The sequence below is a fragment of the Erythrobacter sp. genome (genome assembly GCA_019739335.1).
In the GTDB taxonomy this organism is placed as follows: Bacteria; Pseudomonadota; Alphaproteobacteria; order Sphingomonadales; family Sphingomonadaceae; genus Alteraurantiacibacter.
The window spans coordinates 271,399-297,605 of record CP073261.1; the positions used below are offsets into that span (position 1 = coordinate 271,399).

Below are 26,207 nucleotides of genomic sequence, written 5' to 3' on the forward strand. Positions count from 1 at the left end.
CGATGGGTTGCAAGCTGCCACCTGTAAAAAAGCTTGTGCCCCCATCACCATAAATGGTGCGGATCAATCTTGTTTGCGCCAATCGCCTGCCGTGCCCATCCATAGCGCCAGTGCGGCCACGGCGGCGGTCTCTCCGCGCAGGATTCGCGGGCCGAGGGTGACCGGTTTCGCCGCCGGGTGTGCGCGGATCAGTTCGCGTTCGCTGTCGTCGAAGCCGCCTTCGGGGCCGATCAGGATCGCGGCGGGCGGCGGATGGGCGGTGAAGGCCTGCGCGGCGGGCTCTCCGCCCAGTTCGTCGGCGAAGAACAGGGTGCGGTCTGCGGGCCAGTCGCGCAGCAGGGTGTCGAGTTTCGCCGGCTCGGCCACTTCAGGCAGCGCGGTGCGGGCGCATTGTTCGGCGGCTTCGGTGACAATGCTCCGGGCGCGTTCGGCATTCAGCTTGTCGGCCACGCAGCGGCGGGTGATGACGGGGGCGATCCGCGCCGCGCCAAGTTCGGTCGCCTTTTCCAGCACCCAGTCGAAGCGGTCCTTCTTGAGCAACGCGGGGACCAGCCAGAGATCGGGCACCTGCTCGCGCGGGCGCAGGTGCTCGACCACGCGCAACACGACGGACCGCTTGCCCGCTTCGACCACCTCGGCGGCCCATTCGCCGGTCAGGTCATCACAGAGCAGGACCACATCGCCCTGCCCTGCCCGCATCACCCGGCCGAGATAGTGCGCCTGCGGGCCTTCAAGGACGATCTGCGCCTCGGCTGAAAGCTCCTGCTCGACAAACAGGCGCGGGGCGGAGCGCGGGGGCCAGGCGGGGGTTGCGGGCATGGCTTTCCACTAGGGCCAGTGGAGGCTAACAGGCAAGTCATGACCGCCGAAACGCTTACCCCGGACACCGAACACCGCAGCCTCGCCGAACGCCTGCCGCAACCGCTGCGCGACTATGCGCTGCTGGCGCGGTTCGATCGGCCCATCGGCTGGTGGCTGCTGTTCTGGCCCTGCGCCTGGGGCGTCTGGCTGACCGGCGCGGGATTGCAGTGGCAACTGGTCCTGCTGCTGCTGCTCGGCAGCGTGGCGATGCGCGGCGCGGGATGCGTTTACAACGACATCGTCGATGCCGATCTGGATCGGAAGGTGGCGCGCACCGCGGCGCGCCCGGTCGCCAGCGGGCGGGTGAGCCGCACGGCGGCGTGGGTGTGGCTGGTGCTGCTGTGCCTCGCCGGGCTGGCAGTGCTGCTCGCGCTGCCTTCGCGCCTCTCGCAATATGTGGCGCTAGGGAGCCTCGGGCTGGTGGCCGCCTACCCCTTCATGAAGCGGATCACCTGGTGGCCGCAGGCGTGGCTGGGGCTGGTGTTCACCTGGGGCGCGCTGGTGGGGTGGACGGCGCTGCGGCCCGACAATCTCGACGTGATGTTCGCGCTGTGGGGCGGGGCGTTCTTCTGGTGCATGGGCTACGACACGATCTATGCGCTGCAGGACCGCGAGGATGACGCGCTGGTCGGCATCAAGAGTTCCGCGCTGCGGCTCGGCAGCCATGTGCGCGGCGGGGTGGCGCTGTTCTATGCGCTGGCAGTGGCGCTGTGGGCGCTGGCCTTCTGGCTGCTGCGGAGCGACCTGCTGGCGCTGCTGGCGCTGGTTCCGGCGGCGCTGCATCTGGCCTGGCAGGTGGTGAGCCTCGATCCGGCCGATGGAGCCAATCCGCTGGCGCGGTTCCGTTCGAACCGCTTTGCCGGGGCGCTGGTGGCGGCGGCGTGCTTTATTGTGGGGAATGCGGGGAGTTGAGGGTCGGGAAGCTGGGGGTGGCTGGCGGCGGTGCAGGGTGAAAGTTTACACAAAGGTGACACCAAAATCGCGTTCGCCGTTTTGCGCCCTTGCTGGACAGGGAGTTCTCAGGCCGTCGAAAAATTGGGCAATTTCTCGCTGTGCAGACGCGATGGCCGTAAAATCCTGAGGCAGCTATGGTGGTTTCGGCGGTAAAAGCCGCCATTCGGCTAGCGACCCCCTACTTGCCGTTCACACCACCTGCAAAGCAGGACGCAGGCGCAGCCATACTGATAAGTCAGATAGCCGAGAACTTCTCAATATCGGCAATCCGTCCAGACACCACCAGCTCGTCGTTCGGGAAAATGATCGTGTCGGGCACCGCATGAATAAAATCCTCGCCCTCACGCTTCACTCCGACAACGGTCACGCTGAACTTTCTGCGGCACTCGCTTGTTACCAATGGTAGCCCAACAATTACCTCCGGGGCCGCCAATCGAGCGATGGCAAATTCGTCGCCAAAGGAGATGAAATCGAGCAACCGCTCATTGAGCATGTGCGCGACACGTTCACCCATTCGCTGTTCGGGAAAGACGACATGGTGCGCACCAGTGCGCTCAAGGATTCGCGCGTGTTTCTCGTTTGTCGCTTTGGCCCAAATATTCGTAATTCCAAGATCGGCCAAAGCCAGCACAGTCAAAACGCTGGCTTCAATATCTGTGCCGATCGCAACCACGGCAGCTTCAAAGTCGGCTATCCCCAACTTCTCAAGGGTCGTTGTGTCTGTGCAATCAGCTTCAACCACTCTGGTAAGGCCCGGGGCAAATTCATGGACTATTCGGGGATCGGTATCGGCACCAAGCACTTCATGGCCCATGCGCTCGAGCGTGTGGGCTATGGCACCGCCGAAGCGACCGAGGCCAATGACGATTACGGGCCTGCGTTTCTTAGCCGACAATGAGGTTCTCCTCTGGATAGCGATAAGGTCGCTCGCGACCACCTAATGCAAGTGCAGTGGCAACGGTTATCGTTCCGACCCGCCCGACGAACATCAACGCGACGATAACGAGTTGACCGGTAGGGGGCAGATCGGCGGTAATGCCGGTCGAAAGACCAACGGTCGAAAACGCAGAAATCGTCTCGAAGAGAATTTCTTCAAGCGGCAAGGTCGTTATCGACGCGATATACATGGTTGCCACAATGATCATCGTCGCAGCCAGCACTGCAACCGACAACGCCTGTCGTTCGACTGCACGACCAAACCGCCTCTGGAAAAGCCCTGCGTCGCGACGCCCCAGAATTTCGGAAAGAACGATGGCGAACAGGACGAAAAAGGTGGTTACCTTGATTCCTCCGGCAGTTCCCGCGCTGCCGCCGCCGATGAACATGAGTATATAATTCGTCATCAGCGTCTGATCGTGGAATGCTCCTACGTCCAGACTGTTAAAGCCCGCCGTGCGAGGCATCACTGAATGGAAAGCGGCATTGAGAAGTTTGGCCCCAAAATCCATAGGTCCAAGCGTTGCCGGGTTCTGCCACTCCATGGCCAGCATTGCGAAGAAGCCAACCATTAGCAGCCCGCCGGTGCCGCCCAGCGTTACCTTCGTGTGGAGAGACCATCGTCGCCAGCGTAAGCGATTGGCGCGAATATCCTGCATGACCGGAAACCCAAGCGCCGTAAGGATCACTGCCAGCATGATCGGGATGAGAATTACCGGATCGGTCTGGTATCCCATTACGCTGTCAGAATGAGACGAAAAGCCTGCATTGTTGAAAGCGCTGACCGCGTGGAAAACTCCATGCCAAATCGCTTCTCCCGGCGGCATATCGTAGAAGGTCATCATACGGACTGTGAGCACAAGTGCGACTACCACTTCCACTGCAATGGTGATTTTCAGAACCAGCTTGAGGACCGAGGCCGCATCACCTGTTTCCAACCTGCTGCGTTCGACCTGGGTCGCCATCCGCTCACGAAGGCCGAAGCCGCGCCCCGCCATCAAGCCGAACAACGTGGCGGCAGTCATGATCCCGAAGCCGCCGATCTGAAACAGCAACAGGATCGTGACTTGTCCAAAAAAAGACCAGTAGGTGGGGGTGTCAACGACAATCAGGCCGGTGACCGATACAGCAGACGCCGAGGTGAAAAGCGCGGTAAGGACGGGCGCGCGAACCCCCTCCGCTGTCGCAATTGGCAAGCTCAGGAAAAGGGTGCCAATCCCGATCGCACACAAGAACAGGACCGGTATCAGACGAATCGGATCGCGCAGGCCATTCATGCAGGAAGCTCTGGGCGGGTTCCCGTGTCGAGTAAAGCGTAACGCCGGAGATCAACAATGCGCAATCCTCGGAGAGCTGCGCTTTCCTCAACGCAGCGGATCTAGCGTCTTACTTAGACGTTCAAAGTCTGTAACCGCCGAGTCAGCTTTCCACCCCAAAGTCGGCCATTGGCGGAATGCGAATGTTATCCCGAAAGCTGACGCAACAAGGCGATTTCCCCGTAGCCCACTGGCAAGCGAAGGAAATCTCGGATTGCGTTTTTGGCCACCAACTATCGCCTGTTGCAGGCGGAGATCGACGAGGAGAAAGAGCAGGCCCGAACCACCGAGCGGACAGGCGCAGCAGCGCTAGGCCAAGGCTGGTGCAGTAGGAAAGCGGGAAGTCGAACCCCCCTCCTTTTCAAGGGAGGGGTTGGGGGTGGTATTGCGACCGGTAGGTCGCACCTGCCCGACAGAGTGAGGCTCGCTTCGCTCGCCCACCACCCCCGGCCCCTCCTCTGAAGAGGAGGGGAGAAGTGACTTACTCCGCCGCTTGCGGTTCCATCGCCCGGCCCTTGCGCGGGTTCGCCCAACGCAGCAGGCGCGAGAGGCGCGATGTCAGCAGGCCGTGCTCTTCCATCCAGTCGTAGTATTCGCGATACTTCGCGTCCTCGGCCAGCAGGTGCGCTTCCTCGGTCCGCGCGCGCCAGTAGTAGATCGCGCTCACCACCCCCAGAAACGCCGTATTGCGGATCATGTCCACCGGCGAATGGCTGGTGACGAGGAACGGCAGGGTGGAGCACCACCAGAACAGGTTTTTCGCCACATAGGCCGGGTGGCGGGTGAAGCGGTACGGGCCGTTCGTCAGCACCCCGCGATAGGTGAGGTTGGAAAAGCGGATGCCGAAGGCCATGGTCGCCCAGGCGTAGATCGCGGTGAGGAACACCAGCCAGGCCGCCCAGAGCCACAGCAGCGCGGGAAAGTCGGCGAACCAGAAGGCCCAGTCGGCCGTGTTCACTTCGTATTGCAGGATATTGCCGAGCACGCCCCATGCCAGCGGCGGATAGCAGGCGAAGGCCGCCAGCCAGCCCGCGAGATAGGGATTACCGCTGCGGATATGCGCATCGAGCGGGCGCATGGTGAGCAGGTATCCCACCGTGCCCACCTGCACGTCGATCACGAACAGCACTTCGAACAGGAACACGCCCAGCCGCACGGGGTCGTTCAGGATGTCAGTTACATCGGCATTCACCACGGTGGCGAAGCCGATCGGCAGGATCGAGATCATGAAGGCGGTGAAGAACCCCTTGATGATCCACGCGCGCCAGTGCTTCTTCACCTGCTCCAGATCATAGGCATCCCGCCCGATCAGCATTGCACCGAAGTGCCACGCCTGATCGCGCGGGTTGACCAGCACCCGGTCCAACCACAGCACATAGGGGACGGAAAGCACCACCAGCGGCACCGCGCAGGCGCCGAGCACCTGCATGGCGAACAGGTAATTGCCGTCCCAGTACCAGCGCCCGAGGCAGTACAGCCCGCCGATCAGGAACCAGGTCGCCCAGAGGCCCGCCAGCTTGGTGATCGAGACATCGGTCATCTCGCCCCACTTGCGGGGCTTGTCCCAGTCGATCCCGGTGGTGGGATTGCGGTGAACCTTGTCCACCAGCACCGACCACGCCGCCATCGCCGCGCCGGTCAGCACCATTGCCAGCAAGGCGGAGTGCGGGCCGGAGAGGCGCCCGAAATCGTTGGGGTAGCCGAGCGCGGCGGAAAGCTCCGGAAAGGAACGCGCGAACAGCACGTAGGCGAGCAGGGTGACAAGGCCCACCACGCCTACCCACGGGGAAACGTCGCTGGCGGGGGGCCGCGACCGGATTTGATCGGCGCTCATTGCCCTCCTTGCATAACCCTTGAGGGTTAAAGCCAAGGAAACGCGCGGCCCTCTCCCTCTTGTCAGCCCGGACTTGTTCCGGGCCCGGTGCTTTTCTTCTCAGTGGAAGGAAAAAGGAAGCACTGGCCCGGAACAGGTCCGGGCTGACTGAAGTGGAAAGTTGTTAACGCCAGGCGGTCAGTTGTCCGCGATCGTCGAGGATATACATGGTGTTGTTCGCCACCACCGGCGGCAGCGAGACACCTGCATCGAGCCGGGTGAAATCGGTCGCTTCACCGGTCATCACGTCAACCGAGCGCACTGCTCCGCGCGAGCTGGCGATCCACAGCCGGTTGCTGGCGAGCACCGGGCCGGTCCAGAAGATCGGCCCTTCGCGGTCTTCCGGCTCACGCCATTGTTCGAGCTGGGTCATCCAGCGAATCCGCCCGGTGTTGCGCTGGATTGCCAGCAGGCGGGCATCGTCGGTCAGGGTAAAAATCCACTCGCCGGAAATTGTGGGGGAGGAAATCCCCGCCACCGTCAGTTCCCAGATGCGTTGGCCGGTGAGCAATTCGTAGGCGGCCATGCGCCCGCCCTGCCCCAGCGCATAGACGCGGCCCTGATCGATGATCGGATCGGCGTCGACATCGTTCAGCGTGCCGACCTGCGTGGAGATCGAGGTGCGCGCGAGCGCGTCGGACCACAATTCGCGGCCGTTCTCATAGCGATAGGCGACCAGCTCACCGCTGGAGAAGCCCGCCAGCACGGTGCCCTGCCCGGCTGCGGGAGCGGCCACGCCGAACACGCCCTGCTGGCCCGAAGCGGCGGCCTTCTGCCAGTTCACTTCGCCAGTGGCCGAATCGAGCGCGAAGATCTGGTTGTCCTGCGTCATCACGAACACGGTGTTGAAGGCCACGGTCGGCGCGCCGCGCAGCGGGCCTGCGGGGGTGACGCGCCAGATCTGGGTGCCGGTGGCAGCGTCGAGCGCGACGACATCGCCAACACCGTTGGTGGCATAGACGCGCCCCGCATCGAAGCTCACGCCGCCGCCGAAGGTCGCATCCTCAAGATTGCGCGAAACGGCAATGCGATGCTCCCACCGGCGCGCGCCGGTGGCGGCATCGAAAGCGTGGATCACAGCAGAGGTATCGACCGCATAAACCAGCCCGTTGCCCACCACGGGTGCGGAAGCGAGGCGGCGGGTGTTTGTCGTCCCGGCGATCGAAGCGGTCCAGACCTGCGACGGGGTGGCCGAAAGCGTGACGTGGCCGGAAACCTTGGCAGCGTTCCCGCCACCCTGCGGCCAGTCGGTATTGGGCTGCGCCGGAGGCACGACCACCGCGACATTGGCGAGCTGCGGATCGGCGACGATCTCGGTGGCAATGCGCGAGAGGATCGGCTGGCGATTGCCGACCGTAGGCGTCTCATCCTCGTCGCTGCCGCCGCCGCCTATGCCCAGCGTTTCGCATCCGGCCAGCGCCAGCGCGCCTGCAAGCAGGGTAGCGGCGAGGCGGAAGCGCGGTTTCATGCGGAAGTTGGTCTTGCTCATATTCGGTCCGTTCGCCTTCATTCCGCCAGCTCGACTGCCGCATCCTGCGGTTCTTCGCCGGTAATTTCCGCCAGCGCGGCGTCGACATCCTCGATCGCATCGAAACCGAGCAGCCCGGCCAGTTGCCGGGTGCGCCCGCGGATCGATTGCGGAACGTCCTCGCTGCGGGCGATCGCCACCAGCAACGGCCCGGCCTGGTCGTTCTTGCCCTGCGCCAGGTAAGCGTGGGCCACGAGTTCGCCCGCGCTGCCGAAATAAGGGCTGTCCGCCTGCGCCAGCGGGCCAAGCCGATCAATCACCGCCTGCGGATCGAGATCGTCATATTGCGCGCTGACCGAGCGGATTGCGGCGACATCGCGCAGTTCCTGCGGTAGCTCGGCATTGTTCGCCACCCTGTCGAACAGAACGACGGCATCGGCCGGGCGATCCTGCTGTAAAGCGATCCCCGCACGGAGCATGGCCGCAACAGCAGCTGCGCCATCAGTGCCTTCCGAAAGCGCGGCCAGTTCCTCGTCAGCTGTGGTCACATTGCCCGCATCGAGTTCGTCCATCGCCTGCACCAGCGCTTCGGACTGCTCTTCCAGCGCGTTCTCGCGACTTTCCTGCCACCAGAGAAATCCGCCGAATGCCGCCAATGCCAGCACAACCGCGCCGCCGATCGGCACGCCATAGCGCTTGGCGAAACTGGCAGCCTGGTCCTGCCGCACCGCCTCGTCCACTTCGCGCATGAGCATGTCCTGCTCGGCATCGCGGCGGGGGGCAACTTTGTCCGGTGCGGACGGGTCTATCGGAGTAGGAGGTAGGGCCAATGTCTATATCTTGTTTCTGGTTTCGATCGAACAGGCTGCGCTCTTAGGGCGCAAGCCTGCCCTTTTCAATCGAAGAGGCACACCTGTCCCCGTTGCGGTGAATGGTGGATGAAGCAGGTGATTACGTGGCGGGGCGCGGATACTTCGCCATCAGGCCCCAGTAGAGCGCACGATAGCGTTCGATCATCTTTGCCTCGTCAAATTCCTCGCGCGCCTTCGCCTTGTTGGCGGTGCCGATCCGGTGGCGTTCCTCGGCGTCACCCGCGAGCCGGGCCAGCGACCGCGCCAGCCCGTCGGCGTCCCCCGCATCGACCAGCAGCGGCCCGTTGGCGCTTGCCACCATGCTGCCGACATCGCCCACGCGCGGGGCCACCACCGGCAGGCCCGCCGCCATCGCTTCTACCACCGAGATGGGAAACTGTTCGGACTGGCTGGACAGCGCGAAAATATCGAAATGGCCGATCAGCTTGTGCGGTTCGGCAACGAAGCCGGGCAGATGCACGCGGTCTTCCAGCCCCAGCCGTTCGGCTTCGGCCAGCAGGAATTCGCGTTCCGGCCCTTCGCCCGCGATCACCAGTTGCCACTCCTCCGGCAGCGAAGGCATGGCGCGGATCAGCACTTCGAGTTGCTTGACCTTGCGCAGACCGGCCAGCGAACCGATCCAGTATTCGCCCTTGTGCTTGAGCAGGCGCGGCAGGATGTCGCGCTTGGGCGGAGCGGCGCAGGCGCGGGTGTCGATACCGTTGGGAATGCGCCGCACGCGGGTGCGCGGCTGGTCCCAGACGTTGAGCGCGACATCCTCCAGCGTCGTGGACGGCACCACCAGCGCCGCCGCGCGACCGAGCGCAATGCGGCGATACCAATTGCGGCGCTTCTTGAGCCGCTGTGCCTCGTCCTCGTTGAAGCCATCCTCATGGTGGACCAGCGGCGGCAGCTTGAAGGCATCGGCGAACACCGTGTGCGCTATCACCGCGTCGATCGCGCCCCAGTTGTAGGTGCAGATCAGGTCGTACCCCGCCATCGCCTTGGCCAGCTTGGCCAGCCGTCCGGGCGTGGGATTGCCCGAAAGCAGCGGGAACTTGGGCCAGCTAACGCGCGGCTTGCTGCCGATCAACCGCGCCGCGCCGCGCTTCTCCAGATCGCCCGAAACGATCGCATGATCGACCTCGCGCCCCCAGGCGTTGATCAGGCGGACATTGCGCAGTTCCTTGCCGCCCGCATCGAAGGTCGAATGCAGGTGGAGTATCTTGGGCGGTTTCGCCTTGGTCATGCGACCCTCCCCAGCAGCCGGGCGATGGCTGACTGCGCTTCGGGCTCCTCCAGCGTCGGCGTGTGGCCCACGCGGGGCACGGTTACGGCTTCGCAGTCGGGCAAGGTAGCGGCCATCCGGCTGTGGGTGGCAGCAGAAAGAATATCCGACAGCTCGCCACGCAGAGCGAGCACCGGCCGGCCCGCCAGTGCTTCGAACGCAGGCCACATATTCGCCCCTGCCGCCTCGCCTTCCACCGGCCCGGCATGGGCAAAGGGATCTGCGATGTGCATGTCGTAGTCGAAGGCGATGCGCCCGCTGCCGCCCACCACCATCAGCCGCTTGGCGAGCCTGAGCCAGTCGGGCATCGTGAAATCGGGATAGGCAAGCGCACTGGTATCCTTGAGCGAGCGCGCGGCGTGCATCCAGGTCGGGAAGCTGCGCCCCTGCCCCACGTAATCGCGAATCCGCTCCAGCCCCGACTCCTCGATATCCGGGCCGATATCGTTCAGGACCACTCCGGCGAACCGGCCTGGATCCTGCGCGGCGAGCAGCATCGTGACGATCCCGCCCAGCGACGTGCCCATCACCACCACTTTCTCCAGCCCAACCTGCTCGAACAGCGCAGCGATATCGCTGACATAGTTCGCAGGCGTATAGCTGGCGGAATCCTTGGCGTAGTCGCTGTCCCCCCGCCCGCGCAGGTCGGCGCAGATCACCCGCCATTCGCCCGCGAAGGCATCAGCAACCGGTTCGAAATCGCGGGCGTTGCGGGTCAGGCCGGGTATGCACAGGATCGGCGGGCGATCATCGCGGCCTGCATAGTCACGATAATGCAGCGTCAAGCCGTCACCGCTTTTCCAGCTCCCGTCCCGATAGGGAATTGCGACCACAGATGCTCCTGAAAATTGCCGTCACCTTGCGGTGAGCGGTGTCGATGGCCACTAATGCTAGGATGCGCAACGAACCGCAACCTGCACCCTATCGCCCGGACCCGAAAATCGCCGAAATCGCGCATTTCATCGCCGATCCGGTGGTGGCAGCGGAGTTTCCGCGCCACGAATTGCGCTTCCGCAACCGCCGCTGGGACAAGGCGGTGGGGCTCGAAAGTCTCACCGATGCGAAATGGGCGGAGCATTTCGGCCAGTTCCAGCCGCTGCCTGGCAACCTGCCGCAGCCGCTGGCGCTGCGCTATCACGGCCACCAGTTCCGGGTGTACAATCCGGAAATCGGCGACGGGCGCGGGTTCATGTTTGCGCAGTTGCGCGACGGAGCGGGTCGCCTGCTCGATTGCGGTACCAAGGGCAGCGGCACCACGCCCTACAGCCGCACGGCGGACGGGCGGCTGACACTGAAGGGCGCGGTTCGGGAAATTCTTGCCACCGAAATGCTCGAGGCCCTAGGCGTTTACACCTCCAAGACATTCTCGGTGATCGAGACGGGCGAGGAACTGTGGCGCGGGGACGAACCTTCGCCCACCCGCTCTGCCGTGATGGTGCGATTGAGCCACGGCCACATCCGCATCGGCAGCTTCCAGCGGTTGATGGCGCTGGAGGAACACGCCGCGCTGGCCCAGCTGGTCGATTACTGCCTCGCCACCTATCCCGGTCCGCCTCCGCCCCCAGATGCTCCGGGGCGGAATGAGCCGGCAGTGATCCTGCTGCATCAGGTGACCGAGCGGCTGGCCGATCTGGCCGCCAGCTACATGGTGGCCGGGTTCGTCCACGGCGTGCTCAACACCGACAACATCAATATCACCGGGGAAAGTTTCGATTACGGGCCATGGCGCTGGCTGCCCGAATGGGACCCGGCCTTCACCGCCGCCTATTTCGACCAGAACGGGCTCTATGCCTTCGGCCGCCAGCCTGAGGCGATCCGCTGGAACCTGGGGCAACTTGCCATTGCGCTGCGCCCGCTAGCCGATTCCGCTCCGCTGATCGCCGCGCTCGAACGGTTCGGGCCTCTCTACGGGGAAGCGATGATGCGGCGGTTCTGCTGGAGGCTGGGGGTGGAGCAGCGCGGGCCGGAAAGCGATTCGGCGCTGGTCGGCGCGGCGGAAGTGACCATGCGCGAAGCCGGCATCGGCCCTGATGCATTCTTTTACAGGCACCGTGGCGGCCGCGCGGCGGAGGGCAAGCTGGCCGAGGCGCTGGATGGCTTTGCGCCGACCGCCGGGGAGGACCCCTATTGGCAAGAGAGTCTGCCCGTAACCATGCTGATAGACGAGGTCGAAACGCTGTGGGATGCAATAGCCCAAGGTGACGACTGGCAGCCCCTCGAAGTGAAGATCACCGCGATCCGGAAGATGGGGCACGCCTTGGGCGAGCCGCCCACCCCGGCGGGCCATCGCGGCGACTGACGCGCATGGTCACAAACGTAACTTTGCACCCGCGCGCAACAGGCTCTAAGGAGCCGCAACCCATCTGACGAAAGCGGACTTACATTGCCAGCCACGCAGGAACTGATCTCGTTCGAACCCGCGACCGGCGCCGAATTGTGGCGCGGAGCGCATGGTAGTGTGAACCGGATCGTGGCCCGCGCACGCGAAGCCTGGCCGCAATGGGCGGCCCTACCGCTCGCCAACCGGATGGAGCTGCTCCGACGCTTCGTCAACGAAGTGCGTGCCGATCAGGAAGACTTTGCGAAGCTGATCGCGCGCGAGACCGGCAAGCCGCTTTGGGAAGCGCGTACCGAGGTGGAAGCGGTAATGGCCAAGGTGGATATCTCCATCAGCGCCTATGCCGAACGCACCGGCCAGCGCAAGCTGGACAGCGCCCTCCAAGGAACGAGCGCATTGCGGCACAAGCCGCATGGGGTGATGGCCGTGCTTGGCCCTTACAATTTCCCCGCGCACCTGCCCAACGGCCACATGGTTCCGGCCCTGCTCGCAGGCAATGCGGTAATTCTCAAGCCATCGGAAAAGACCCCGGCGGTGGGCGAACGGCTGGTGGAACTGTTCAACCGCGCGGGTATCCCCGAAGGTGTGGTCCAGTTGCTGATCGGCGGGCCGGAAGAAGGCAAGGCGCTGGTCGCGCACGACGACATCAACGGCGTGCTGTTCACCGGCTCGGCGCAGGTCGGCATTGCGATCAACAAGAAGCTGGCCAGCGATCCGGGCAAGATCCTGGCGCTGGAAATGGGCGGCAACAATCCGATCGTGGTGTGGGACACGCCGAGTATCGTCGATGCTGCCACATTGGTGGTGCAGAGCGCCTTCACCACCGCCGGGCAGCGTTGCACTGCCGCGCGGCGGATGATCGTCAAGGCGAGCATGTACGACGAAGTAGTCGCCGAAGTGCGCAAGCTGGCCGACCGCATCATCGTCGGCGCGCCGTTTGACGAGCCCGCCCCGTTCATGGGCCCGGTGATCGACAACCGCACCGCCGACCAGTTGACCGAAAGCTTCGTCTACCTGCTCTCGCATGGCGGCAAGGCGATCAAGCATATGCGCCGCTTGCAGGACGACCTGCCGTTCCTGACCCCGGCGATCATCGACACTACTGCCATGGCCGACCGCCCCGATGTCGAGCTGTTCGGACCGCTGTTGCAGGTCATCAAGGTGGACGATTTCGACGCCGCGATTGCCGAAGCCAATGCCACCCGGTTCGGCCTGTCGGCATCGCTGATCGGCGGCACGCCGCAGCAGTACAACCGCTTCTGGGCCAATATCCGCGCCGGGATCGTCAACTGGAACCGCCCGACCAATGGCGCATCTTCCGCCGCGCCGTTCGGCGGGATCGGTTATTCGGGCAACCATCGCCCGGCGGCCTTCTACGCGGCGGATTACTGCGCCTATCCGGTTACCAGCACCGAGGTGGTGCAACCGCGCGCGAGCGTGGGCGTTGGGTTTACGGGCAGTTAAACGTTTCAGGGCGTCCGTGCCGCTAAGCACGAACGCCCTGGCGCGACCCCTCACTTACACGACCCGAAGGGGCCGCGCTGCCGTGGCGGCCCAACAGGGGGAGGCCGCCCGGAGCCGTAATTCGGCATTGTTTCTCTCTTCTGCGGAGATTTACCCCTAGTTTAGCGCCGTCAGGCTGAACCCCGCACAACTGTTCCGAAAGCTTGCCGCTAAGCCGCCGAGCGACTAGCGGGGCCGGCATGGATGGCAGGCAAACCGGGCGCGGCAGGGCGCTGCTTTATGCGCTGATGTGCCACTGCGTCTGGGGCTCGATGCCGCTCTACCTGATCCTGGTGGATAAGGTTCCGGCGCTGGAATATGTCGCCTGGCGCACGCTGTTCACGCTGCCGCTGTGCCTGTTGTTCATTTGGCGACTCGGCCAGTTCGACCAGCTCCGCGCATGCATGCGCAATCCGCGCGCCTTGCGCACCTTGGTGGCGAGTTCGGCGATGATCGCGATCAACTGGTATTTCTATGTCTGGGCGATCCAGAACGGCAATGTCTATGCCGCCAGCCTCGGCTATTACATCCTGCCGCTCAACATGATGCTGCTGGGGATGCTGTTCCTGGGCGAGCGGCTGACGCGGGTGCAGTGGCTGGCGGTGGGGCTGGCAGCTGTGGGGGTAGCGGCGCTGGCAACGGGGGCTTTCACGACGCTCTGGCTAAGCCTGCTGCTGGGAACGAGCTTCGGTATCTACGGCCTGCTGCGCAAGACCGTGGAGGCCGGGCCGATCGTGGGACTGACAGTGGAGGGGTTCATCCTGCTGCCGCTCGTGGGGGGCTATTTGCTGTGGCTTGGCGCGGCGGGCGAAGGGCTGGCTTTCGGGCGCGACGGGCTTGAGACTTTCGCCATCGTAATGGGCGGGCCGATGACGGCGATTCCGCTGATCCTGTTCGCCAGTGCCGCGCGGGCGCTGCCCTATACGCTGATCGGCTTCCTGCAATTCATCTCGCCCACGGTGGTCTTCCTGATCGGCCTGTTCGTGTTCGGCCAGGAACTAAGCACGGAAAAGCTGGTGTGCTTCATTGCCATCTGGAGCGCGGTGGCGCTGTTCAGCTGGGATATGTGGCGCAATGCCCGCGCGGCGCGGGCAGCCGAGGCGGCGGTTCCGGTTTAGTCCACAAAAGTCCAGCCGAGCGTTTCCCCGGCGTGGAAGGGCACGAGTTCGGTTCCGGCGGCGGGAATGCTGCCGGGGACGGTGCATTTGCGCTTCTCCAGCGTCACCGTGGTGTCGTTCACGGGCAAGCCGTAGAAGGCCGGGCCGTGGAGGCTGGCGAAATGTTCGAAATGCTCCAGCGCATCCTCCGCCTCGAACACCGCGAGATAGCTTTCGAGCGCATAGGGCGCGTTGAAAATGCCCGCGCAGCCGCAGGCGCTTTCCTTGGCTTCGCGCGCGTGGGGTGCGCTGTCGGTGCCGAGGAAGAACTTGGCGCTGCCCGATGTGGCGGCGCGGCGCAGCGCCAGCCGGTGCTTTTCGCGCTTGGCGACGGGCAGGCAATAGGCGTGCGGGCGGATGCCCCCGACCAGCATGGCGTTGCGGTTGATATGCAGGTGCTGTGGGGTGATGGTCGCGGCGACATTTGCAGGTGCTTCGGTCACGAAATCCACCGCTTCGCTGGTGGTGATGTGCTCGAACACCACCTTGAGCGTCGGCAACTCAGCCAGCAGTGGGCGCAGGACCCGCTCGATAAACACCGCCTCGCGGTCGAAAATGTCGATCTCGGCATGGGTCACTTCGCCGTGGACGCACAGGACCATGCCGATCTCCGCCATCACTTCCAGCACGGCACGGATATTGGCGATATCGGTCACGCCGCTGTCCGAATTGGTCGTTGCACCGGCGGGGTAGAGCTTGGCGGCAGTGAACACGCCTTCGGCAAACCCACGCCGCACTTCTTCGGGGTCGATATTGTCGGTGAGATAGCAGGTCATCAGCGGAGTGAAGTCCATGTCCGCCGGCAGTGCCGCGATGATCCGTGTCCGATAGGCGCGCCCCGCCGCCACGGTTGTTACCGGCGGCGAAAGATTGGGCATCACGATCGCGCGGGCGAACTGGCGCGCAGTGTGGCCAACCACCGCCTCCAGCATCGCGCCATCGCGCAGGTGCACGTGCCAGTCGTCGGGGCGGCGGATGGTGAGGCTCGTCGTCATGCCATTGCCTATGCCGCGCCCCGCCCTATCTGTCACCCATGACAATGGGCCGATTGAACAGCCGCGCCGTGGTGCGCGTTTCCCCGACCGATGCAGGCGAGGATGCCGCCGCTTTCCTCCAGGGCCTTCTCACCAACGACGTGACCGGAGCCCTCCCCGTCTATGCCGCGCTGCTGACTGCGCAGGGCAAGGCGATGTTCGACATGATCGTGTGGCGCGACGGCGAATCGATGCTGCTCGACTGCGAGGCGGATCAGGCAGAGGCGCTGGCGAGGCGGCTGTCGCTCTATCGCCTGCGCCGCAAGCTGGAGATTGCGGTCGATCCCTTGCTGGGGGTGTTCTGGAGTCTCGATCCGGTGGATGGCTACACTCCCGATCCGCGCCTGGCTGCGATGGGTTTCCGGCGGGTGGCCGAGTACCTCGACGGCATCGAAGCCGTCGACGAACAATACCTTGCCCACCGGCTAACCCAAGGTGTCGCGGAAGGCGTGGCGGAACAGGGCGACATCCTGTGGCTCGAAACCAATGCCGCCGAACTGGGCGGCGTCAGCTTCACCAAGGGCTGCTATATCGGGCAGGAAAACACCGCGCGGATGAACTGGCGGGCGAAGATCAACCGGCGGCTGATGGTGGTCCCGCTCGACCGCTCGGACGCAAAGCGGCGCAGGGCTGAATATCCCTCACTGGGGCTGGCAGTCGATCACTTGCGGGTGGAAGATATTCCCGCCGATCTGGTGCCGGGGTGGATGAACCTCTTCAACAGCGCGGATTAACCCGCTTCCACAAAAGCGGCCACCAGCATCGCTTCCGCCCTGTCCCGCGCGACAGAGCGTTTGACGGAAAGTGATTCGGCCAGCTGTTCTCCCAGCAGGGCATCGCCCAACGCCAGCAGCACCAGCGTGAAGGTCGTCTCGTGCATCCGCATGTCGGCGCCCGCGTGGGTTTCCTCGGGCTGCAGGTCATGCACCAGCGCGTGGATCGTCTCGACAATCGGATCGAGCGCATCCTCGTTGCCCGAGGCGAGCATCCAGCTCGCCAACGGCCCCCCGCCCTCTCGCCCGAAGGCGTCGAAAGTCAGATCCACCACTTCGCGAGGGCTACCGATTCCGGCCCGCGTGGCACGCACGGCGTCGCCGATCGAATCGCAAACCGTGCGCGCAAGGTGCCCGGCCAATTCCTTCTGCAAACCGGAGGCACTGCCGAAATGGTGGAGCAGGTTGGCATGGGTGCGCCCGATTCGCGCTGCTACCGCCTTCAGCGTCACCGCCTGCGGCCCCGCTTCGATCAGCAGCGCGCGCGCGGCGCCCAAGGCGGCAGAACGGCTCTCTTCGGGGCTCAGGCGCTTTCTTATTGACATGAGTGTCAGTTCATCCCATCTTGCTGCCGTCGGACACACCACAGGCAATCGGACACGTCTATGACCGCCCACCCCCACTGGCAAGCGAGCACCCCCGTCGATCATGCGCTGACAGTGCGCGACCGCCGCTTTGCGCGAGACCAGCGCCGCCAGCGCGGAGTCGATCCCGTGGCTTCGGCGTGGTTCGCAGCCCTCTCCGCCAGCTTCCCTCGCGGGGAAGCGATGTTCATCGACGCAGTGAAGGCGCACCGCGAGGGTGTGCCCGAGCAACTGGCCACCGAGATCCGCGATTTCATCCGCCAGGAAGTGAACCATTCGCGCGAGCATATCGCATTTAATCGCGCGGTGGAGGAAGCCGGGTACGATCTCACCGAAATTGACGCGCGGGTGAAGGGTCTTGTCGCGGATACCCAGGCCGCGCCCGCCATTGTCCAGCTCGCGATCACCTGTGCGCTTGAACATTTCACCGCCATGTTCGCGCATCAGTTCCTCAAGAATCCCTCCTCGCTCGCCACCGCAGGCATGGGCGATCCGCAGCTATGGCTTTGGCACGCGGTCGAAGAAATCGAGCACAAGGCGGTCGCCTACGACACCTTCCTCCACGCCACCCGCAACTGGAGCGCGGCCAAGCGCTGGCGGATGCGCTCGATCATCATGGTGCTGGTCACTTTCCGCTTCCTGAAGAACCGCACCAGCGACGCGCTGGAACTGCTGGCGCAGGATGGCATTACCGGCTGGCGCGCCAAGCGGGGCGTGTTCGCCTACCTGTTCGGCAAGCCCGGCATCCTGCGCAAGATATTCCCCGCCTGGCTCGGCTACTTCCGCCCAGGCTTCCACCCGTGGGACCACGATGACCGCCACCTGATCGCGCATTGGGATGGCGAGCAGGCGGCGGTGGCGCATGGTCCGGTTCAGGCGGCCACCGGGCACTCCATGGTCGCAGCGCCGGGAAGCTGACGCCGGTAGCGGCGAGCCAAAAGCACTTCGCCGTTGCGTGCCATGCAGCGCGTCGGGGAAAGCTCGCCCGTTGCAACAAAGCCCGCGCTGCGCAACACCTTGCCACTGGCAATATTTTCCAGGTAGTGACCTGATTCGATGCACGGAATTCCAAGCGCATCGGCCAGTGCCACGATGCCGCGCACAGCTTCTGCTCCGTACCCGCGCCTATGCCACTCGCGCCCCAGCCAGAAGCCGAGTTGATGGACACCGGACGGGTTCGGTCGCAGTCCGATATTGCCGATGACAGGCGCGCCCAACTTTCCGGGCACGGTAATGGCCAGGCGGATTTCACCTTCGGCCAGAACCGACTGGCAATGCGCGCGGGCAAGTTCCTCAGTGTAGGGCCAAGGCGCATTCGCCAGCATCCGCACCACATCGAAATCGCCGAGGCAGGACAGGACCTCTGGCCAATCCTCCTCGAATATAGGCCGCAGGAACAGCCGCTGGGTACGCATGAACATGGGTATTCTCCCTCATGCCGGGTGCCCGCCTCCAGTGGACAGCCGGTGTGTCAAAACAGCGAAAGGAGAATCAAAAAAGGAGACGGGGCGGGCCCATCTCCTTCCAGCTTTCCGGACATCAGGTTCCGGAAGGGCCCACCACGGTGGATGAGCCCTTTATCGGTTCATCCGGTTATTCGGCAGCTTGCGCCATCGCGTCTACCGACACGTATTTGCGGCCTTGCTTCCCATCGTGGAATCGCACGAGGCCGGCTTCGAGCGCGAAAAGCGTGTGGTCCTTGCCCATGCCGACATTGACGCCGGGATAGAACTTGGTGCCGCGCTGGCGCACGATAATGTTGCCCGGAATCACTTCCTGGCTGCCGAACTTCTTCACACCAAGGCGACGACCGGCCGAATCGCGACCGTTGCGCGACGAACCGCCAGCTTTTTTATGTGCCATTGTGTACTACTCCGTCTTCATCTGCTGCCGGACTGGCCGGGATTATTCGCTGTCGGTAGCCTTGGCGGCCTTCTTGGCCGGGGCCTTCTTGGCGGCGGGCTTCTTGGCCGGAGCCTTTGCTTCCGCAGCGTCCTTCACCGGTGCCGCCTTGTGCGTTTCGGCAGCGGCAGGCTCTTCCGACGTGTCCTTCACCGCAGCGGCCTTTTTCGGGGCAGCCTTCTTGGCTTCACCAACGCCCACGATGCGCAGCAGGGTTAGCTGCTGGCGGTGGCCCGCCTTGCGGCGATAGTTGTGGCGGCGACGCTTCTTGAAAACGATCACCTTCTCGCTCTTGGCCTGGGCAATCACTTCGGCCGAAACCGTGATCTTGGAGGCATCGGCCAGATCGTCGCCTTCACCGGCGAGCAAAACATCGTTGAGCACGATCGTATCGCCGGCTTCACCCGCCAGCTTCTCGACCGCGATCTTGTCTCCTTCGGCGACGCGATATTGCTTGCCGCCCGTGCGCACTACTGCGAACATGGTGTTCGTTTCCATTTATCCGGTGTTCCCGCACCCGGAAAACCGGGGCAACAACAAAAAAGGGCGCCCGAGGGGGGCACCGTCAAGAACGCCGCCGTTAAGCCAAGCTCCCGTGGCTGTCAACTCCCCGATGCGTGGCAGAGTGTCCATTTGTGCGCTGGATTGCGCCGATGCCACGATGTAGGGCGAGCGGGTAATGATCCAAGCGCGCTTGCCTCTCCTCGCCCTGCTGCTGCCTTTGGCAGCCTGCGCCAGCCCGAGTGCAGAATACCCTTCACTTGCGGTCCGCGATGCCGAGCGGTGGACCGGCACGATGGCAGCGGGCGAGGCAGAGCCTTACGTCCCCGTCCCGCCGGGCGTCCCGACGCTCGAACGCGCTGCACAACTGGTGACGGAAGCCCGCAGCCTGCATGCCGAATTCCTCGCCGCCGCACCAAATGTGCGGAGCCGGGTATCAGCCGCGCAAGGAGCGAGCGTGGGAAGCGACAGTTGGGCCGTGGCGCAGGTGGCCGTGGCCGATCTCGAAGCGCGGCGCAGCCGGGTGATGGTGGCGCTGGCCGATCTGGACCTGATCTATGCCGAGACATCGAACGCGGGCGAGGCAATTGCCCCGGTGGCTGACGAGCGCGATGCCGTTGCGGCCATGGTGGAGGAAGAAAGCGCGCTGATCGCAGACTTGTTGGCCCGACTGGCGCGATAAACGGCAACGCGCGGAACCCGTTTTACCGGACTCCGCGCGCGCGTGAGGGGAGCGGCTGAGGGGAGGATCGAGTTCCCGTCAGACCAGCGCGGCGATTACCACCACGACAATTCCCCAGACGAAGATGAGTGTCGGCAGGATCAGCACCTGGACCGTGGCGTCACGTGCAGTGGTGCGGCCATAGGCGGTCATGATCCCGTTCTGCCGGAAGCGGTCCCAGGTGCTCGCCTTGCTCGTCGTAGGGGGTGCGAGCCGGGTCCAAACCAGCGGCAGGCCGAAAAAGCCGACGATGAACAGCGCAATCACCGCCAGCGGAATCGCCAGTTCGAGATGGGTAAAAGTCACCGCCATCAGTGCCACGAAGCCGAGGTAAAATCCCGCCGTGGCGACAAACAGACCGGTCGGCAGTTCGAATGTCCGGTCCGTCGGCGCCTGTCGTGTGACAGCAGGAAGCTGCACGTGAATATCGGCGCTAAGGGCAATCTGCTCGCGGGTAAGTTGTTCGGCCATCGGAAAGCTCCTTCCAGTTGCAGAAGGATTGCCGCGAATCGACGGCGCGAACCTTGATCCCCGTCAAATGAGCTATTTTTCCCAGCGGGCGAGATCGCGGTGATCGTCCTCGCGCGGCTCGATCCAGTGCCAGCCGTCTCCCCGCTTCTCGCGCTTCCAGAACCAGCTGTCCGACTTCAGGTGATCCATGCAAAAGTCTACCGCATAGATCGCCCCGCGCCGATGCTTTGCGCAGGCCGATACCAGCACGATCGGCTCACCAGGGTGCATTATCCCCGCTCGGTGGACAAGCAGCAGTCCCATCAGCGCGAATCGATCCACCGCTGCCATAGCTAGTCGCTCCATCGCGGGCAGTGTCATGCGTTCGTAGTGAATCAACTCGAGCGCCTCGACATCTGCGTCCCCGCGCACTTCGCCAACGAATGTGCAGACCCCACCAAGACCCGGATGGGCATTGGTGAATGGTCCGACGAAGGCGCCCGGATTGAACGGCGAATCGAGCAGGCGGACGGTGATCGCCATGTCAGCCGCCGGAAACGGGCGGCAGCAGCGCGACTTCGGACCCGTCCAGCGCTGCCAGCGTGGTCTTGTCCGCCAGCAGTTCGCCGTCCACCGCCAGCCGGACCTTCTCACCCCCCACGGCTTCGGCCAGTTCATCATCCAATGCTGCCAGCAGACCGGGCCAGTCGAGCGGAGCAGGAAGCAGCCGCTCCCCCTGACCCGAGAGATCGGCAAGCTTGCCGAGGAAGACCACCGTCACCGTCATCAGCCGCCCGTCACCGACATATGCCGTGGCTGCGCAGGCGCGGCGCCTTCGGCGATATGGAAATGGTGGCGTTCGGGCTTGATCCGCATGGCTTCGTCCAGCGCAGCGGAGAGTCGCTCGTCAGGCGAATCGGAGCGCAGCGCGGCGCGCAGATCGACCTGCTCCGCCCCGCCGAGGCAGGCATAGAGCTGGCCGGTCGCGGTCACCCGGATACGATTGCACGTAGCGCAGAAATTGTTGCTGAGCGGGGTGATGAACCCCAGCCGCCCGCCGGTCTCCGCAACCCGCACATAACGCGCCGGGCCGCCGGTGTTGTCGCCGATCTCCTCCAGCGTGAAACGTTCTTCGAGCCGGTCCCGCACGGCGGGCAGCGGCAGGTAATGATCGACTCGCTCCCCATCGACTTCGCCCAGCGGCATCACCTCGATCAGCGTCAGGTCGTGGCCATTGGCGTGGGCCCATTCGACGAGGAAGGGGATTTCCTCCTCGTTCAGCCCTTTGAGCGCCACGGTGTTGATCTTGACCTTCAACCCCGCCGCCTTGGCCGCAGCGATTCCGCGCAGCACCTGCACCAGCCGGTCGCGCCGCGAAAGCTGTTCGAACAGCGCGCCGTCCATTGTATCGAGGCTGACATTGATCCGCCGCACGCCCGCCGCGAACAGCGGTTCCGCAAACTGCTCCAGCTGGGTGCCGTTGGTGGTGAGCGTGAGTTCGTCCAGCCCGTCACCCAGCTTGCGCCCCAGCGCCTGCACCAGTTCGATCACATCGCGCCGCACCAGCGGCTCGCCCCCGGTCAGGCGGATCTTGGTGATCCCGCGTTCGATGAAGGCGAGCCCGAGCTTGTGCAGCTCTTCCAGGCTCAGCACTTCCGCCTTGGGCAGGAAGGTCATCCGTTCGGGCATGCAGTACGAACAGCGCAGGTCGCAGCGATCGGTCACCGACAGCCGCAGATAGGATATGCGGCGCTGGAAGGCATCGACGAGGGGCTTGGCGCAGGACATGACCCCCCTTCTATGGCGAGGGTGCCGGACAGAATCAATCAATGCTGCCTATGCGAGGGTAAAGACCTGCCCCGTCACCCCGTCCGCCGATTGCAGGTAAAAGAGCGTGTCCGACACTGCCGCCTCCTCCTCGCCTTCCACCGCGTTGACCCGGTTGGGCACCGCCTCGCGCGCCAGTTCCTGCACCGCCGCCAGCCGCCATGCGGAATGGGTGTGATCGGCGTGGGGGAGGATCACCACCACGCCACCGGTGGTCGCCATGGAGCGCACGCGCGGCACGAACACGGTATGGAAATGCGCCGCTGCGTCGAGCGGATGCTCGGGCAGGCCTTCCACCTCAATGATCCCCTGATTCGCCATCAGCGCCGCTCGCGTGTGAGCGTAATGCCGATCTGCTCGTTCGCCTCGCTCAGCGCCAGCTTGACGATCTTCACCTGCACCTCTTCCACCCGTGCATCCTGCAGAAAAAGCGTTTCGCAGACGTGATCGGCCACCGCCTCGATCAGCTTGTAATGCGTGGTGCCCAGCGCTTGTGAGCAGGCGAATTTCAGGTCCATGTAGTTCTTGCTGGCATCCAACGGCGTATCGGCATCGAAGAACCGCTGTGCCTTCAGCCGCGCGCGGACGCTGAACCGCAGCGGCTGCGGGCGACCGGTTTCTTCCGAATAGATGCCGGTGTGGACATCGTGTTCGAAATCCACGAGTTCGAGATAGAGGCTGTCTGCCATGATGGGCGCGGAAATGGCAGCGCACGCCTCACTTGGCAAGCGGGCTTGGCAGCGGGCGGAGTGGTGCCGGGAACCTCGGTCCTGGTTGACCTTTGCCTGCGGAGCGGTGCAAACCGCGCAAAACTTCGGGGAGTATCACCATGGACGACCAGACACTTGCGGGCGAACCGGCCCCGGCCACCAGCCCTGCCACGCCGCAAGGATCGAAGCTGATTCGATGGACCGGCAATTTCGTTCTTGGTGGGGCGCTGATCCTGGTGACGATCGTACTGGTGGCAGCGACACTTGCGCGTTTCGACATAATCGACAAGCTGGCGGGGTTTGGTCCCTTTTACCTTTCGCTGAATCCGGCCCGCGCGCTCACCGTGATCGGCATCGTCGCCTTGATTATCGCTTTCGTCCGCAAGACCGGCGGCGGCGGCAAGCTGGCGCTGGGCACGATCCTCGCGGGCGGATTGACCGTGGCGGTCTACGTTCTGCTGGTTATTCCGGCCGGCAAGGTGCCGCCGATTCACGACATCACCACCAACCTGAACACTCCACCGCAGTTCGTGGAACTGGATCGCCCGCCGGTCAGCACCGGGCCGTTCAGCCAGGAGGAATGGCGCGCGTTCCATGAAGGTGCCTATGCCGATATCCAGCCGATCCTGATCGACAAAGCGCCCGAAGTGGTGCTGGCCGATGCCCAGGCGCTGATGGAAGATCGCGGCTGGGAAGTAGCCGCCTACGATGCCGCAGCAGGTCGGCTCGAAGCGACGGCAACCGCCGGTTACGTGCGCTTTTATGACGATGTGGTGCTGATGGTAACGCCAGTCGCCGATGGCAGCACGCGGGTGGATATGCGCAGCGTCAGCCGCGTGGGCGTAAGCGATGTCGGCTACAACGCCGCGCGCATCCGTGAATTCCTTGCCGATTTGCAGGCGGTATAAGCACTACTGGCATAAGCCCGCAGCGCGCTCGGCAAGGCCCCGCAAACCACCACGGCAGCGCGGCAGGCCTGCCGGTTCAGCGGGGGTCTGCGCCTGTTCGCCGCCGCCTATTTCGCCGCCCATCCCCATGTCCATGCCGGGGATGACCATCGCCATCGAGCGATACCGCACCCGCGCAATCCATTCGGGCCGCCACGTTGCGCGCGCGTCTGCGGGACGCGGCGGGTAGGCGAAATCGACCTGCGGACCGTAGGCATAGACGCTGGTCACATAGCCTTCGCCCGCCGCTTCGGTGACTTCGGCGGGAATGGTGCAAGTGCTCTGCGTCGGCGGCAACAGCGTGCCCGCCTCGACGTAGCGGCGCGCGGTGGAGGGGGAAATCCAGTCGGCAAAAGGCCCGCCAAACTGCTGGCTGGAAGCCGAAGTCCACCACACCATGTCGCGCTCGTTGCGGCCCGCGCCGATGGTCCAGGCGTAGTATCCTGTCGCCCGTTCCAGCGCGTTCCAGCGCAGCGCCATCGCCCCGCTGGGCATGGCGCTGCCCGATGGATTGAGCGCGGGCATGAAGTCTTCGGCCAGCGTGAAGTTGATCTCCGGCGCGTAGTTGGCGGCAATCCGGTGCTGGCCGAGCAGCGATGCCCCCGCGGGCACCGAGCGCCCATCCTCGCCATTGGGCCAGTGGCCATAGGTGGTCGAATTGTCCGGCCGCACGCTCCAGTCATCGGGCAGGTTGAGCCCCTGCGCATAGAGGCCCGGCGGGATCTCCCCACGCGCCAGACTGGCGAAGTCGATCACCACCGGCTGGCCCGGACCGGCATTCTCGCCGCAGCCCCAGAACAGCAGCAGCCGTCCGCGCGGCATTTCGGCCGTGCCCGGCGCACCGGGACTGCCCGACTGCGGACGATAGGTCAGCGGCACCGAGCGGCCAAGGCCCGCGCCTTCGGGCATGAAGTGATCGGCATCCGCCTCGCCGCCCGATGGCGTGCGCAAGGAACCCAGCCGTAGCACCAGTTCGTGCGCCGACTGCCCGCCGCCGTTCATCATCGACATCATCGAGCCGAGCCCGCCGCCGCCCTGCATCATCGCCGCCATGCCCGATAGGGTGCCCGCGTCCACGGTGTAGCGGGCGATCGGCGGTTCGCTTTGTTGTGCAGCCAGAGGCACAAAAGCGAGCAACGATGTGACGGATGCCAGCGAAAGGCCGGCCACGGTGCGGAATGCAAGGCGCATGATCTTTCCCCCCATTTGCCAGGGAGCGCGCGTCAAACGGATCGCATCGCTCTCCGGAAACCGGGGCCAGTATAAGACCAGGCACGGAGTCGCTCAAAGCGGTAATGCATACCCCGCTCAGGCCTTCCCGTTGTTGCTCCAGCGGGCGAAAATGGCGGTGGGCAGCAACCGCCCGCCCTCGCCTTCCTCGCGGATCGCCAGTTCGCCGTGTTCGACCTTGCCGGGCAGGCCCGCGCAGGCTTCCGCCAGCAGCCCGCCGATAGCGAGCGAGGATATCCGCACGGCATAGACCGTCAGGAACAGGAAGCGGCTGTCCGTATCGAGCAACCGGCGGCAGTTGGTGATCAGTGGCGGCAGGCCTTCTTCCAGCCGCCAGACCTCGCCTTCCGGCCCGCGCCCGAACTTGGGCGGATCGAGGATGATTCCGTCATAGCGCTTTCCCCGCCGAACTTCGCGCGCGGAAAACTTCGCCGCATCGTCCACCAGCCAGCGGATCGGGCGATCGGCCATGCCCGACAGCGCAGCGTTCTCGCGCGCCTGCGCCACCGACTTCTTGCTCGCATCGACGTGGGTAACGGGCCCGCATTCGCTCAGCGCCAGCGAGCCGACGCCGGTGTAGCCGAACAGGTTGAGTGCTGTCGCTTCGGCCCGGCCCGCGAGCTGCCCGCGCATCCATTCCCACACCGGGGCCATGTCAGGAAAGAAGCCGAGATGCCGGAACGGCGTGCATTGCGCGGTGAACTTGGCCTCATTCCAGGCCAGCGGCCAGCCTGCATCGGGCACCGCCTTGGTGAAATGCCAGCGCCCGCCGCCATCCTCGTCGCTGCCGGGAATGAACTCGCCGTGCGCCTGCCACTCGGCTTCGGACAATCGCGGCTGCCACATCGCCTGTGGTTCGGGGCGGATGAAGCGGAACGGCCCGTAGCGTTCGAGCTTGCGGCCATTGCCCGAGTCGATCAGCCCGTAATCGGACCACGCCTCGCCCGCCATGACGAGGGGTTGCCGGGCGAGGTCAGCCATTT

At 64.4% G+C, this 26,207-nt stretch carries 29 protein-coding genes; 8 read left to right on the forward strand and 21 right to left on the reverse strand.

All coding sequences use genetic code 11. The features are described from left to right. Positions 1 to 63 precede the first annotated feature (63 nt). On the reverse strand, positions 64 to 819 hold the full coding sequence (locus tag JY451_01355) for a 16S rRNA (uracil(1498)-N(3))-methyltransferase (GenBank protein QZH75306.1): 756 nt from the start codon (positions 817 to 819) through the stop codon (positions 64 to 66). A 39-nt stretch (positions 820 to 858) separates the two neighbouring features. On the opposite strand from JY451_01355, the gene JY451_01360 reads away from it, so the two are divergent. Further along, on the forward strand, positions 859 to 1,773 hold the full coding sequence (locus JY451_01360; protein QZH75307.1) for a 4-hydroxybenzoate octaprenyltransferase: 915 nt from the start codon (positions 859 to 861) through the stop codon (positions 1,771 to 1,773). Between the two features lie 277 nt (positions 1,774 to 2,050). Here the strand turns inward: JY451_01360 and JY451_01365 are convergent, their stop codons facing one another. From JY451_01365 to JY451_01395, 7 genes are all read right to left on the reverse strand, one after another. Continuing rightward, positions 2,051 to 2,683 carry a TrkA family potassium uptake protein gene (locus tag JY451_01365; protein ID QZH76490.1) on the reverse strand — a complete coding sequence of 211 codons (633 nt, stop codon included), beginning with the start codon at positions 2,681 to 2,683 and terminating at the stop codon, positions 2,051 to 2,053. Between the two features lie 16 nt (positions 2,684 to 2,699). Next, on the reverse strand, positions 2,700 to 4,028 hold the full coding sequence (locus tag JY451_01370) for a TrkH family potassium uptake protein (GenBank protein QZH75308.1): 1,329 nt from the start codon (positions 4,026 to 4,028) through the stop codon (positions 2,700 to 2,702). 520 nt (positions 4,029 to 4,548) lie between these two features. Next, positions 4,549 to 5,901 carry a protein-S-isoprenylcysteine methyltransferase gene (locus JY451_01375; GenBank protein ID QZH75309.1) on the reverse strand — a complete coding sequence of 451 codons (1,353 nt, stop codon included), beginning with the start codon at positions 5,899 to 5,901 and terminating at the stop codon, positions 4,549 to 4,551. A 163-nt stretch (positions 5,902 to 6,064) separates the two neighbouring features. Beyond that, complete coding sequence (locus JY451_01380; GenBank protein QZH75310.1) at positions 6,065 to 7,450, reverse strand: PQQ-binding-like beta-propeller repeat protein; 1,386 nt, start codon at positions 7,448 to 7,450, stop codon at positions 6,065 to 6,067. Continuing rightward, a complete protein-coding gene (locus JY451_01385) occupies positions 7,447 to 8,157 on the reverse strand; it encodes a tetratricopeptide repeat protein (GenBank protein ID QZH75311.1) in 711 nt (236 codons plus the stop codon). The genes JY451_01380 and JY451_01385 overlap by 4 nt, the downstream gene beginning before the upstream one ends. 202 nt (positions 8,158 to 8,359) lie before the next feature. Then, entirely contained in the window at positions 8,360 to 9,508 is a 1,149-nt protein-coding gene (locus JY451_01390) for a glycosyltransferase family 4 protein (protein ID QZH75312.1), read from the reverse strand. Continuing rightward, a complete protein-coding gene (locus JY451_01395) occupies positions 9,505 to 10,380 on the reverse strand; it encodes an alpha/beta hydrolase (protein ID QZH75313.1) in 876 nt (291 codons plus the stop codon). Before JY451_01395 ends, JY451_01390 begins: the two co-directional genes overlap by 4 nt. Positions 10,381 to 10,442: 62 nt before the next feature. On the opposite strand from JY451_01395, the gene JY451_01400 reads away from it, so the two are divergent. The 3 genes from JY451_01400 to rarD all read left to right on the forward strand — a co-directional run bounded on the left by JY451_01400 (position 10,443) and on the right by rarD (position 14,506). Continuing rightward, complete coding sequence (locus JY451_01400; protein ID QZH75314.1) at positions 10,443 to 11,846, forward strand: YdiU family protein; 1,404 nt, start codon at positions 10,443 to 10,445, stop codon at positions 11,844 to 11,846. A 105-nt stretch (positions 11,847 to 11,951) separates the two neighbouring features. After that, positions 11,952 to 13,349, forward strand: coding sequence for a succinylglutamate-semialdehyde dehydrogenase (astD, locus tag JY451_01405; GenBank protein ID QZH76491.1), 1,398 nt, complete (start codon positions 11,952 to 11,954; stop codon positions 13,347 to 13,349). Positions 13,350 to 13,588: 239 nt separating this feature from the next. Then, the gene (rarD, locus tag JY451_01410) at positions 13,589 to 14,506 is read left to right on the forward strand and encodes an EamA family transporter RarD (protein ID QZH75315.1); all 918 of its coding nucleotides are present in this window, start codon (positions 13,589 to 13,591) and stop codon (positions 14,504 to 14,506) included. Here rarD and pyrC read toward each other — a convergent pair. Continuing rightward, positions 14,503 to 15,540 (reverse strand): dihydroorotase, encoded by a 1,038-nt coding sequence (gene pyrC, locus JY451_01415; protein ID QZH75316.1) that lies wholly within the window; start codon positions 15,538 to 15,540, stop codon positions 14,503 to 14,505. The two genes, rarD and pyrC, sit on opposite strands and share 4 nt — an antisense overlap. Before the next feature lie 38 nt (positions 15,541 to 15,578). On the opposite strand from pyrC, the gene JY451_01420 reads away from it, so the two are divergent. Then, positions 15,579 to 16,313, forward strand: a complete 735-nt coding sequence (locus JY451_01420; GenBank protein ID QZH75317.1) for a folate-binding protein — start codon at positions 15,579 to 15,581, stop codon at positions 16,311 to 16,313. Here JY451_01420 and JY451_01425 read toward each other — a convergent pair. Continuing rightward, entirely contained in the window at positions 16,310 to 16,897 is a 588-nt protein-coding gene (locus JY451_01425; protein ID QZH75318.1) for a TetR family transcriptional regulator, read from the reverse strand. The two genes, JY451_01420 and JY451_01425, sit on opposite strands and share 4 nt — an antisense overlap. A 60-nt stretch (positions 16,898 to 16,957) precedes the next feature. Here JY451_01425 and JY451_01430 point away from each other — a divergent pair, with 60 nt between their 5' ends. Continuing rightward, positions 16,958 to 17,854, forward strand: a complete 897-nt coding sequence (locus tag JY451_01430; GenBank protein QZH75319.1) for a metal-dependent hydrolase — start codon at positions 16,958 to 16,960, stop codon at positions 17,852 to 17,854. Here the strand turns inward: JY451_01430 and JY451_01435 are convergent. The 3 genes from JY451_01435 to rplU form a co-directional block, all read right to left on the reverse strand. Then, positions 17,809 to 18,357 carry a GNAT family N-acetyltransferase gene (locus tag JY451_01435; GenBank protein ID QZH75320.1) on the reverse strand — a complete coding sequence of 183 codons (549 nt, stop codon included), beginning with the start codon at positions 18,355 to 18,357 and terminating at the stop codon, positions 17,809 to 17,811. The genes JY451_01430 and JY451_01435 overlap by 46 nt on opposite strands. Positions 18,358 to 18,529: 172 nt before the next feature. Then, positions 18,530 to 18,799, reverse strand: coding sequence for a 50S ribosomal protein L27 (rpmA, locus tag JY451_01440; protein QZH75321.1), 270 nt, complete (start codon positions 18,797 to 18,799; stop codon positions 18,530 to 18,532). Positions 18,800 to 18,841: 42 nt separating this feature from the next. Beyond that, complete coding sequence (rplU, locus tag JY451_01445; protein ID QZH76492.1) at positions 18,842 to 19,321, reverse strand: 50S ribosomal protein L21; 480 nt, start codon at positions 19,319 to 19,321, stop codon at positions 18,842 to 18,844. 196 nt (positions 19,322 to 19,517) lie between these two features. Between rplU and JY451_01450 the strand changes: the two genes are divergently transcribed. Beyond that, entirely contained in the window at positions 19,518 to 20,021 is a 504-nt protein-coding gene (locus JY451_01450; protein ID QZH75322.1) for a hypothetical protein, read from the forward strand. 78 nt (positions 20,022 to 20,099) lie between these two features. Here the strand turns inward: JY451_01450 and JY451_01455 are convergent, their stop codons facing one another. From JY451_01455 to JY451_01480, 6 genes are all read right to left on the reverse strand, one after another. After that, complete coding sequence (locus tag JY451_01455; GenBank protein QZH75323.1) at positions 20,100 to 20,531, reverse strand: hypothetical protein; 432 nt, start codon at positions 20,529 to 20,531, stop codon at positions 20,100 to 20,102. A 72-nt stretch (positions 20,532 to 20,603) separates the two neighbouring features. After that, positions 20,604 to 21,053 carry a molybdenum cofactor biosynthesis protein MoaE gene (locus JY451_01460; GenBank protein ID QZH75324.1) on the reverse strand — a complete coding sequence of 150 codons (450 nt, stop codon included), beginning with the start codon at positions 21,051 to 21,053 and terminating at the stop codon, positions 20,604 to 20,606. A 1-nt stretch (position 21,054) separates the two neighbouring features. Continuing rightward, positions 21,055 to 21,297 (reverse strand): MoaD/ThiS family protein, encoded by a 243-nt coding sequence (locus tag JY451_01465; protein ID QZH75325.1) that lies wholly within the window; start codon positions 21,295 to 21,297, stop codon positions 21,055 to 21,057. Next, on the reverse strand, positions 21,297 to 22,298 hold the full coding sequence (gene moaA, locus JY451_01470) for a GTP 3',8-cyclase MoaA (GenBank protein ID QZH75326.1): 1,002 nt from the start codon (positions 22,296 to 22,298) through the stop codon (positions 21,297 to 21,299). The genes JY451_01465 and moaA overlap by 1 nt, the downstream gene beginning before the upstream one ends. A 48-nt stretch (positions 22,299 to 22,346) precedes the next feature. Then, positions 22,347 to 22,658, reverse strand: a complete 312-nt coding sequence (locus JY451_01475; protein ID QZH75327.1) for a hypothetical protein — start codon at positions 22,656 to 22,658, stop codon at positions 22,347 to 22,349. Then, complete coding sequence (locus JY451_01480) at positions 22,658 to 23,026, reverse strand: dihydroneopterin aldolase (GenBank protein QZH75328.1); 369 nt, start codon at positions 23,024 to 23,026, stop codon at positions 22,658 to 22,660. The genes JY451_01475 and JY451_01480 overlap by 1 nt, the downstream gene beginning before the upstream one ends. Before the next feature lie 140 nt (positions 23,027 to 23,166). Between JY451_01480 and JY451_01485 the strand changes: the two genes are divergently transcribed. Beyond that, on the forward strand, positions 23,167 to 23,955 hold the full coding sequence (locus JY451_01485; protein ID QZH75329.1) for a DUF1499 domain-containing protein: 789 nt from the start codon (positions 23,167 to 23,169) through the stop codon (positions 23,953 to 23,955). 3 nt (positions 23,956 to 23,958) lie between these two features. Here JY451_01485 and JY451_01490 read toward each other — a convergent pair whose 3' ends face one another. Continuing rightward, the gene (locus JY451_01490) at positions 23,959 to 25,185 is read right to left on the reverse strand and encodes a hypothetical protein (GenBank protein QZH75330.1); all 1,227 of its coding nucleotides are present in this window, start codon (positions 25,183 to 25,185) and stop codon (positions 23,959 to 23,961) included. Between the two features lie 117 nt (positions 25,186 to 25,302). Further along, on the reverse strand, positions 25,303 to 26,205 hold the full coding sequence (locus JY451_01495; protein ID QZH75331.1) for a class I SAM-dependent methyltransferase: 903 nt from the start codon (positions 26,203 to 26,205) through the stop codon (positions 25,303 to 25,305). Between the last annotated feature and the right edge of the window lie 2 nt (positions 26,206 to 26,207).

Excerpts from the sequence above, each read along its gene's own strand:
- JY451_01355 (QZH75306.1), bottom strand. The coding sequence starts at position 819 with ATGCCCGCAACCCCCGCCTGGCCCCCGCGCTCCGCCCCGCGCCTGTTT.
- JY451_01360 (QZH75307.1), top strand. The coding sequence starts at position 859 with ATGACCGCCGAAACGCTTACCCCGGACACCGAACACCGCAGCCTCGCC.
- JY451_01370 (QZH75308.1), bottom strand. The coding sequence starts at position 4,028 with ATGAATGGCCTGCGCGATCCGATTCGTCTGATACCGGTCCTGTTCTTG.
- JY451_01375 (QZH75309.1), bottom strand. The coding sequence starts at position 5,901 with ATGAGCGCCGATCAAATCCGGTCGCGGCCCCCCGCCAGCGACGTTTCC.
- JY451_01380 (QZH75310.1), bottom strand. The coding sequence starts at position 7,450 with ATGAAGGCGAACGGACCGAATATGAGCAAGACCAACTTCCGCATGAAA.
- JY451_01385 (QZH75311.1), bottom strand. The coding sequence starts at position 8,157 with ATGCGCGAAGTGGACGAGGCGGTGCGGCAGGACCAGGCTGCCAGTTTC.
- JY451_01390 (QZH75312.1), bottom strand. The coding sequence starts at position 9,508 with ATGACCAAGGCGAAACCGCCCAAGATACTCCACCTGCATTCGACCTTC.
- JY451_01400 (QZH75314.1), top strand. The coding sequence starts at position 10,443 with ATGCGCAACGAACCGCAACCTGCACCCTATCGCCCGGACCCGAAAATC.
- rarD (QZH75315.1), top strand. The coding sequence starts at position 13,589 with ATGGATGGCAGGCAAACCGGGCGCGGCAGGGCGCTGCTTTATGCGCTG.
- pyrC (QZH75316.1), bottom strand. The coding sequence starts at position 15,540 with ATGACGACGAGCCTCACCATCCGCCGCCCCGACGACTGGCACGTGCAC.
- JY451_01420 (QZH75317.1), top strand. The coding sequence starts at position 15,579 with ATGACAATGGGCCGATTGAACAGCCGCGCCGTGGTGCGCGTTTCCCCG.
- JY451_01425 (QZH75318.1), bottom strand. The coding sequence starts at position 16,897 with ATGTCAATAAGAAAGCGCCTGAGCCCCGAAGAGAGCCGTTCTGCCGCC.
- JY451_01430 (QZH75319.1), top strand. The coding sequence starts at position 16,958 with ATGACCGCCCACCCCCACTGGCAAGCGAGCACCCCCGTCGATCATGCG.
- JY451_01435 (QZH75320.1), bottom strand. The coding sequence starts at position 18,357 with ATGTTCATGCGTACCCAGCGGCTGTTCCTGCGGCCTATATTCGAGGAG.
- rpmA (QZH75321.1), bottom strand. The coding sequence starts at position 18,799 with ATGGCACATAAAAAAGCTGGCGGTTCGTCGCGCAACGGTCGCGATTCG.
- rplU (QZH76492.1), bottom strand. The coding sequence starts at position 19,321 with ATGTTCGCAGTAGTGCGCACGGGCGGCAAGCAATATCGCGTCGCCGAA.
- JY451_01450 (QZH75322.1), top strand. The coding sequence starts at position 19,518 with ATGATCCAAGCGCGCTTGCCTCTCCTCGCCCTGCTGCTGCCTTTGGCA.
- JY451_01455 (QZH75323.1), bottom strand. The coding sequence starts at position 20,531 with ATGGCCGAACAACTTACCCGCGAGCAGATTGCCCTTAGCGCCGATATT.
- JY451_01460 (QZH75324.1), bottom strand. The coding sequence starts at position 21,053 with ATGGCGATCACCGTCCGCCTGCTCGATTCGCCGTTCAATCCGGGCGCC.
- JY451_01465 (QZH75325.1), bottom strand. The coding sequence starts at position 21,297 with ATGACGGTGACGGTGGTCTTCCTCGGCAAGCTTGCCGATCTCTCGGGT.
- moaA (QZH75326.1), bottom strand. The coding sequence starts at position 22,298 with ATGTCCTGCGCCAAGCCCCTCGTCGATGCCTTCCAGCGCCGCATATCC.
- JY451_01475 (QZH75327.1), bottom strand. The coding sequence starts at position 22,658 with ATGGCGAATCAGGGGATCATTGAGGTGGAAGGCCTGCCCGAGCATCCG.
- JY451_01480 (QZH75328.1), bottom strand. The coding sequence starts at position 23,026 with ATGGCAGACAGCCTCTATCTCGAACTCGTGGATTTCGAACACGATGTC.
- JY451_01485 (QZH75329.1), top strand. The coding sequence starts at position 23,167 with ATGGACGACCAGACACTTGCGGGCGAACCGGCCCCGGCCACCAGCCCT.
- JY451_01490 (QZH75330.1), bottom strand. The coding sequence starts at position 25,185 with ATGCGCCTTGCATTCCGCACCGTGGCCGGCCTTTCGCTGGCATCCGTC.
- JY451_01495 (QZH75331.1), bottom strand. The coding sequence starts at position 26,205 with ATGGCTGACCTCGCCCGGCAACCCCTCGTCATGGCGGGCGAGGCGTGG.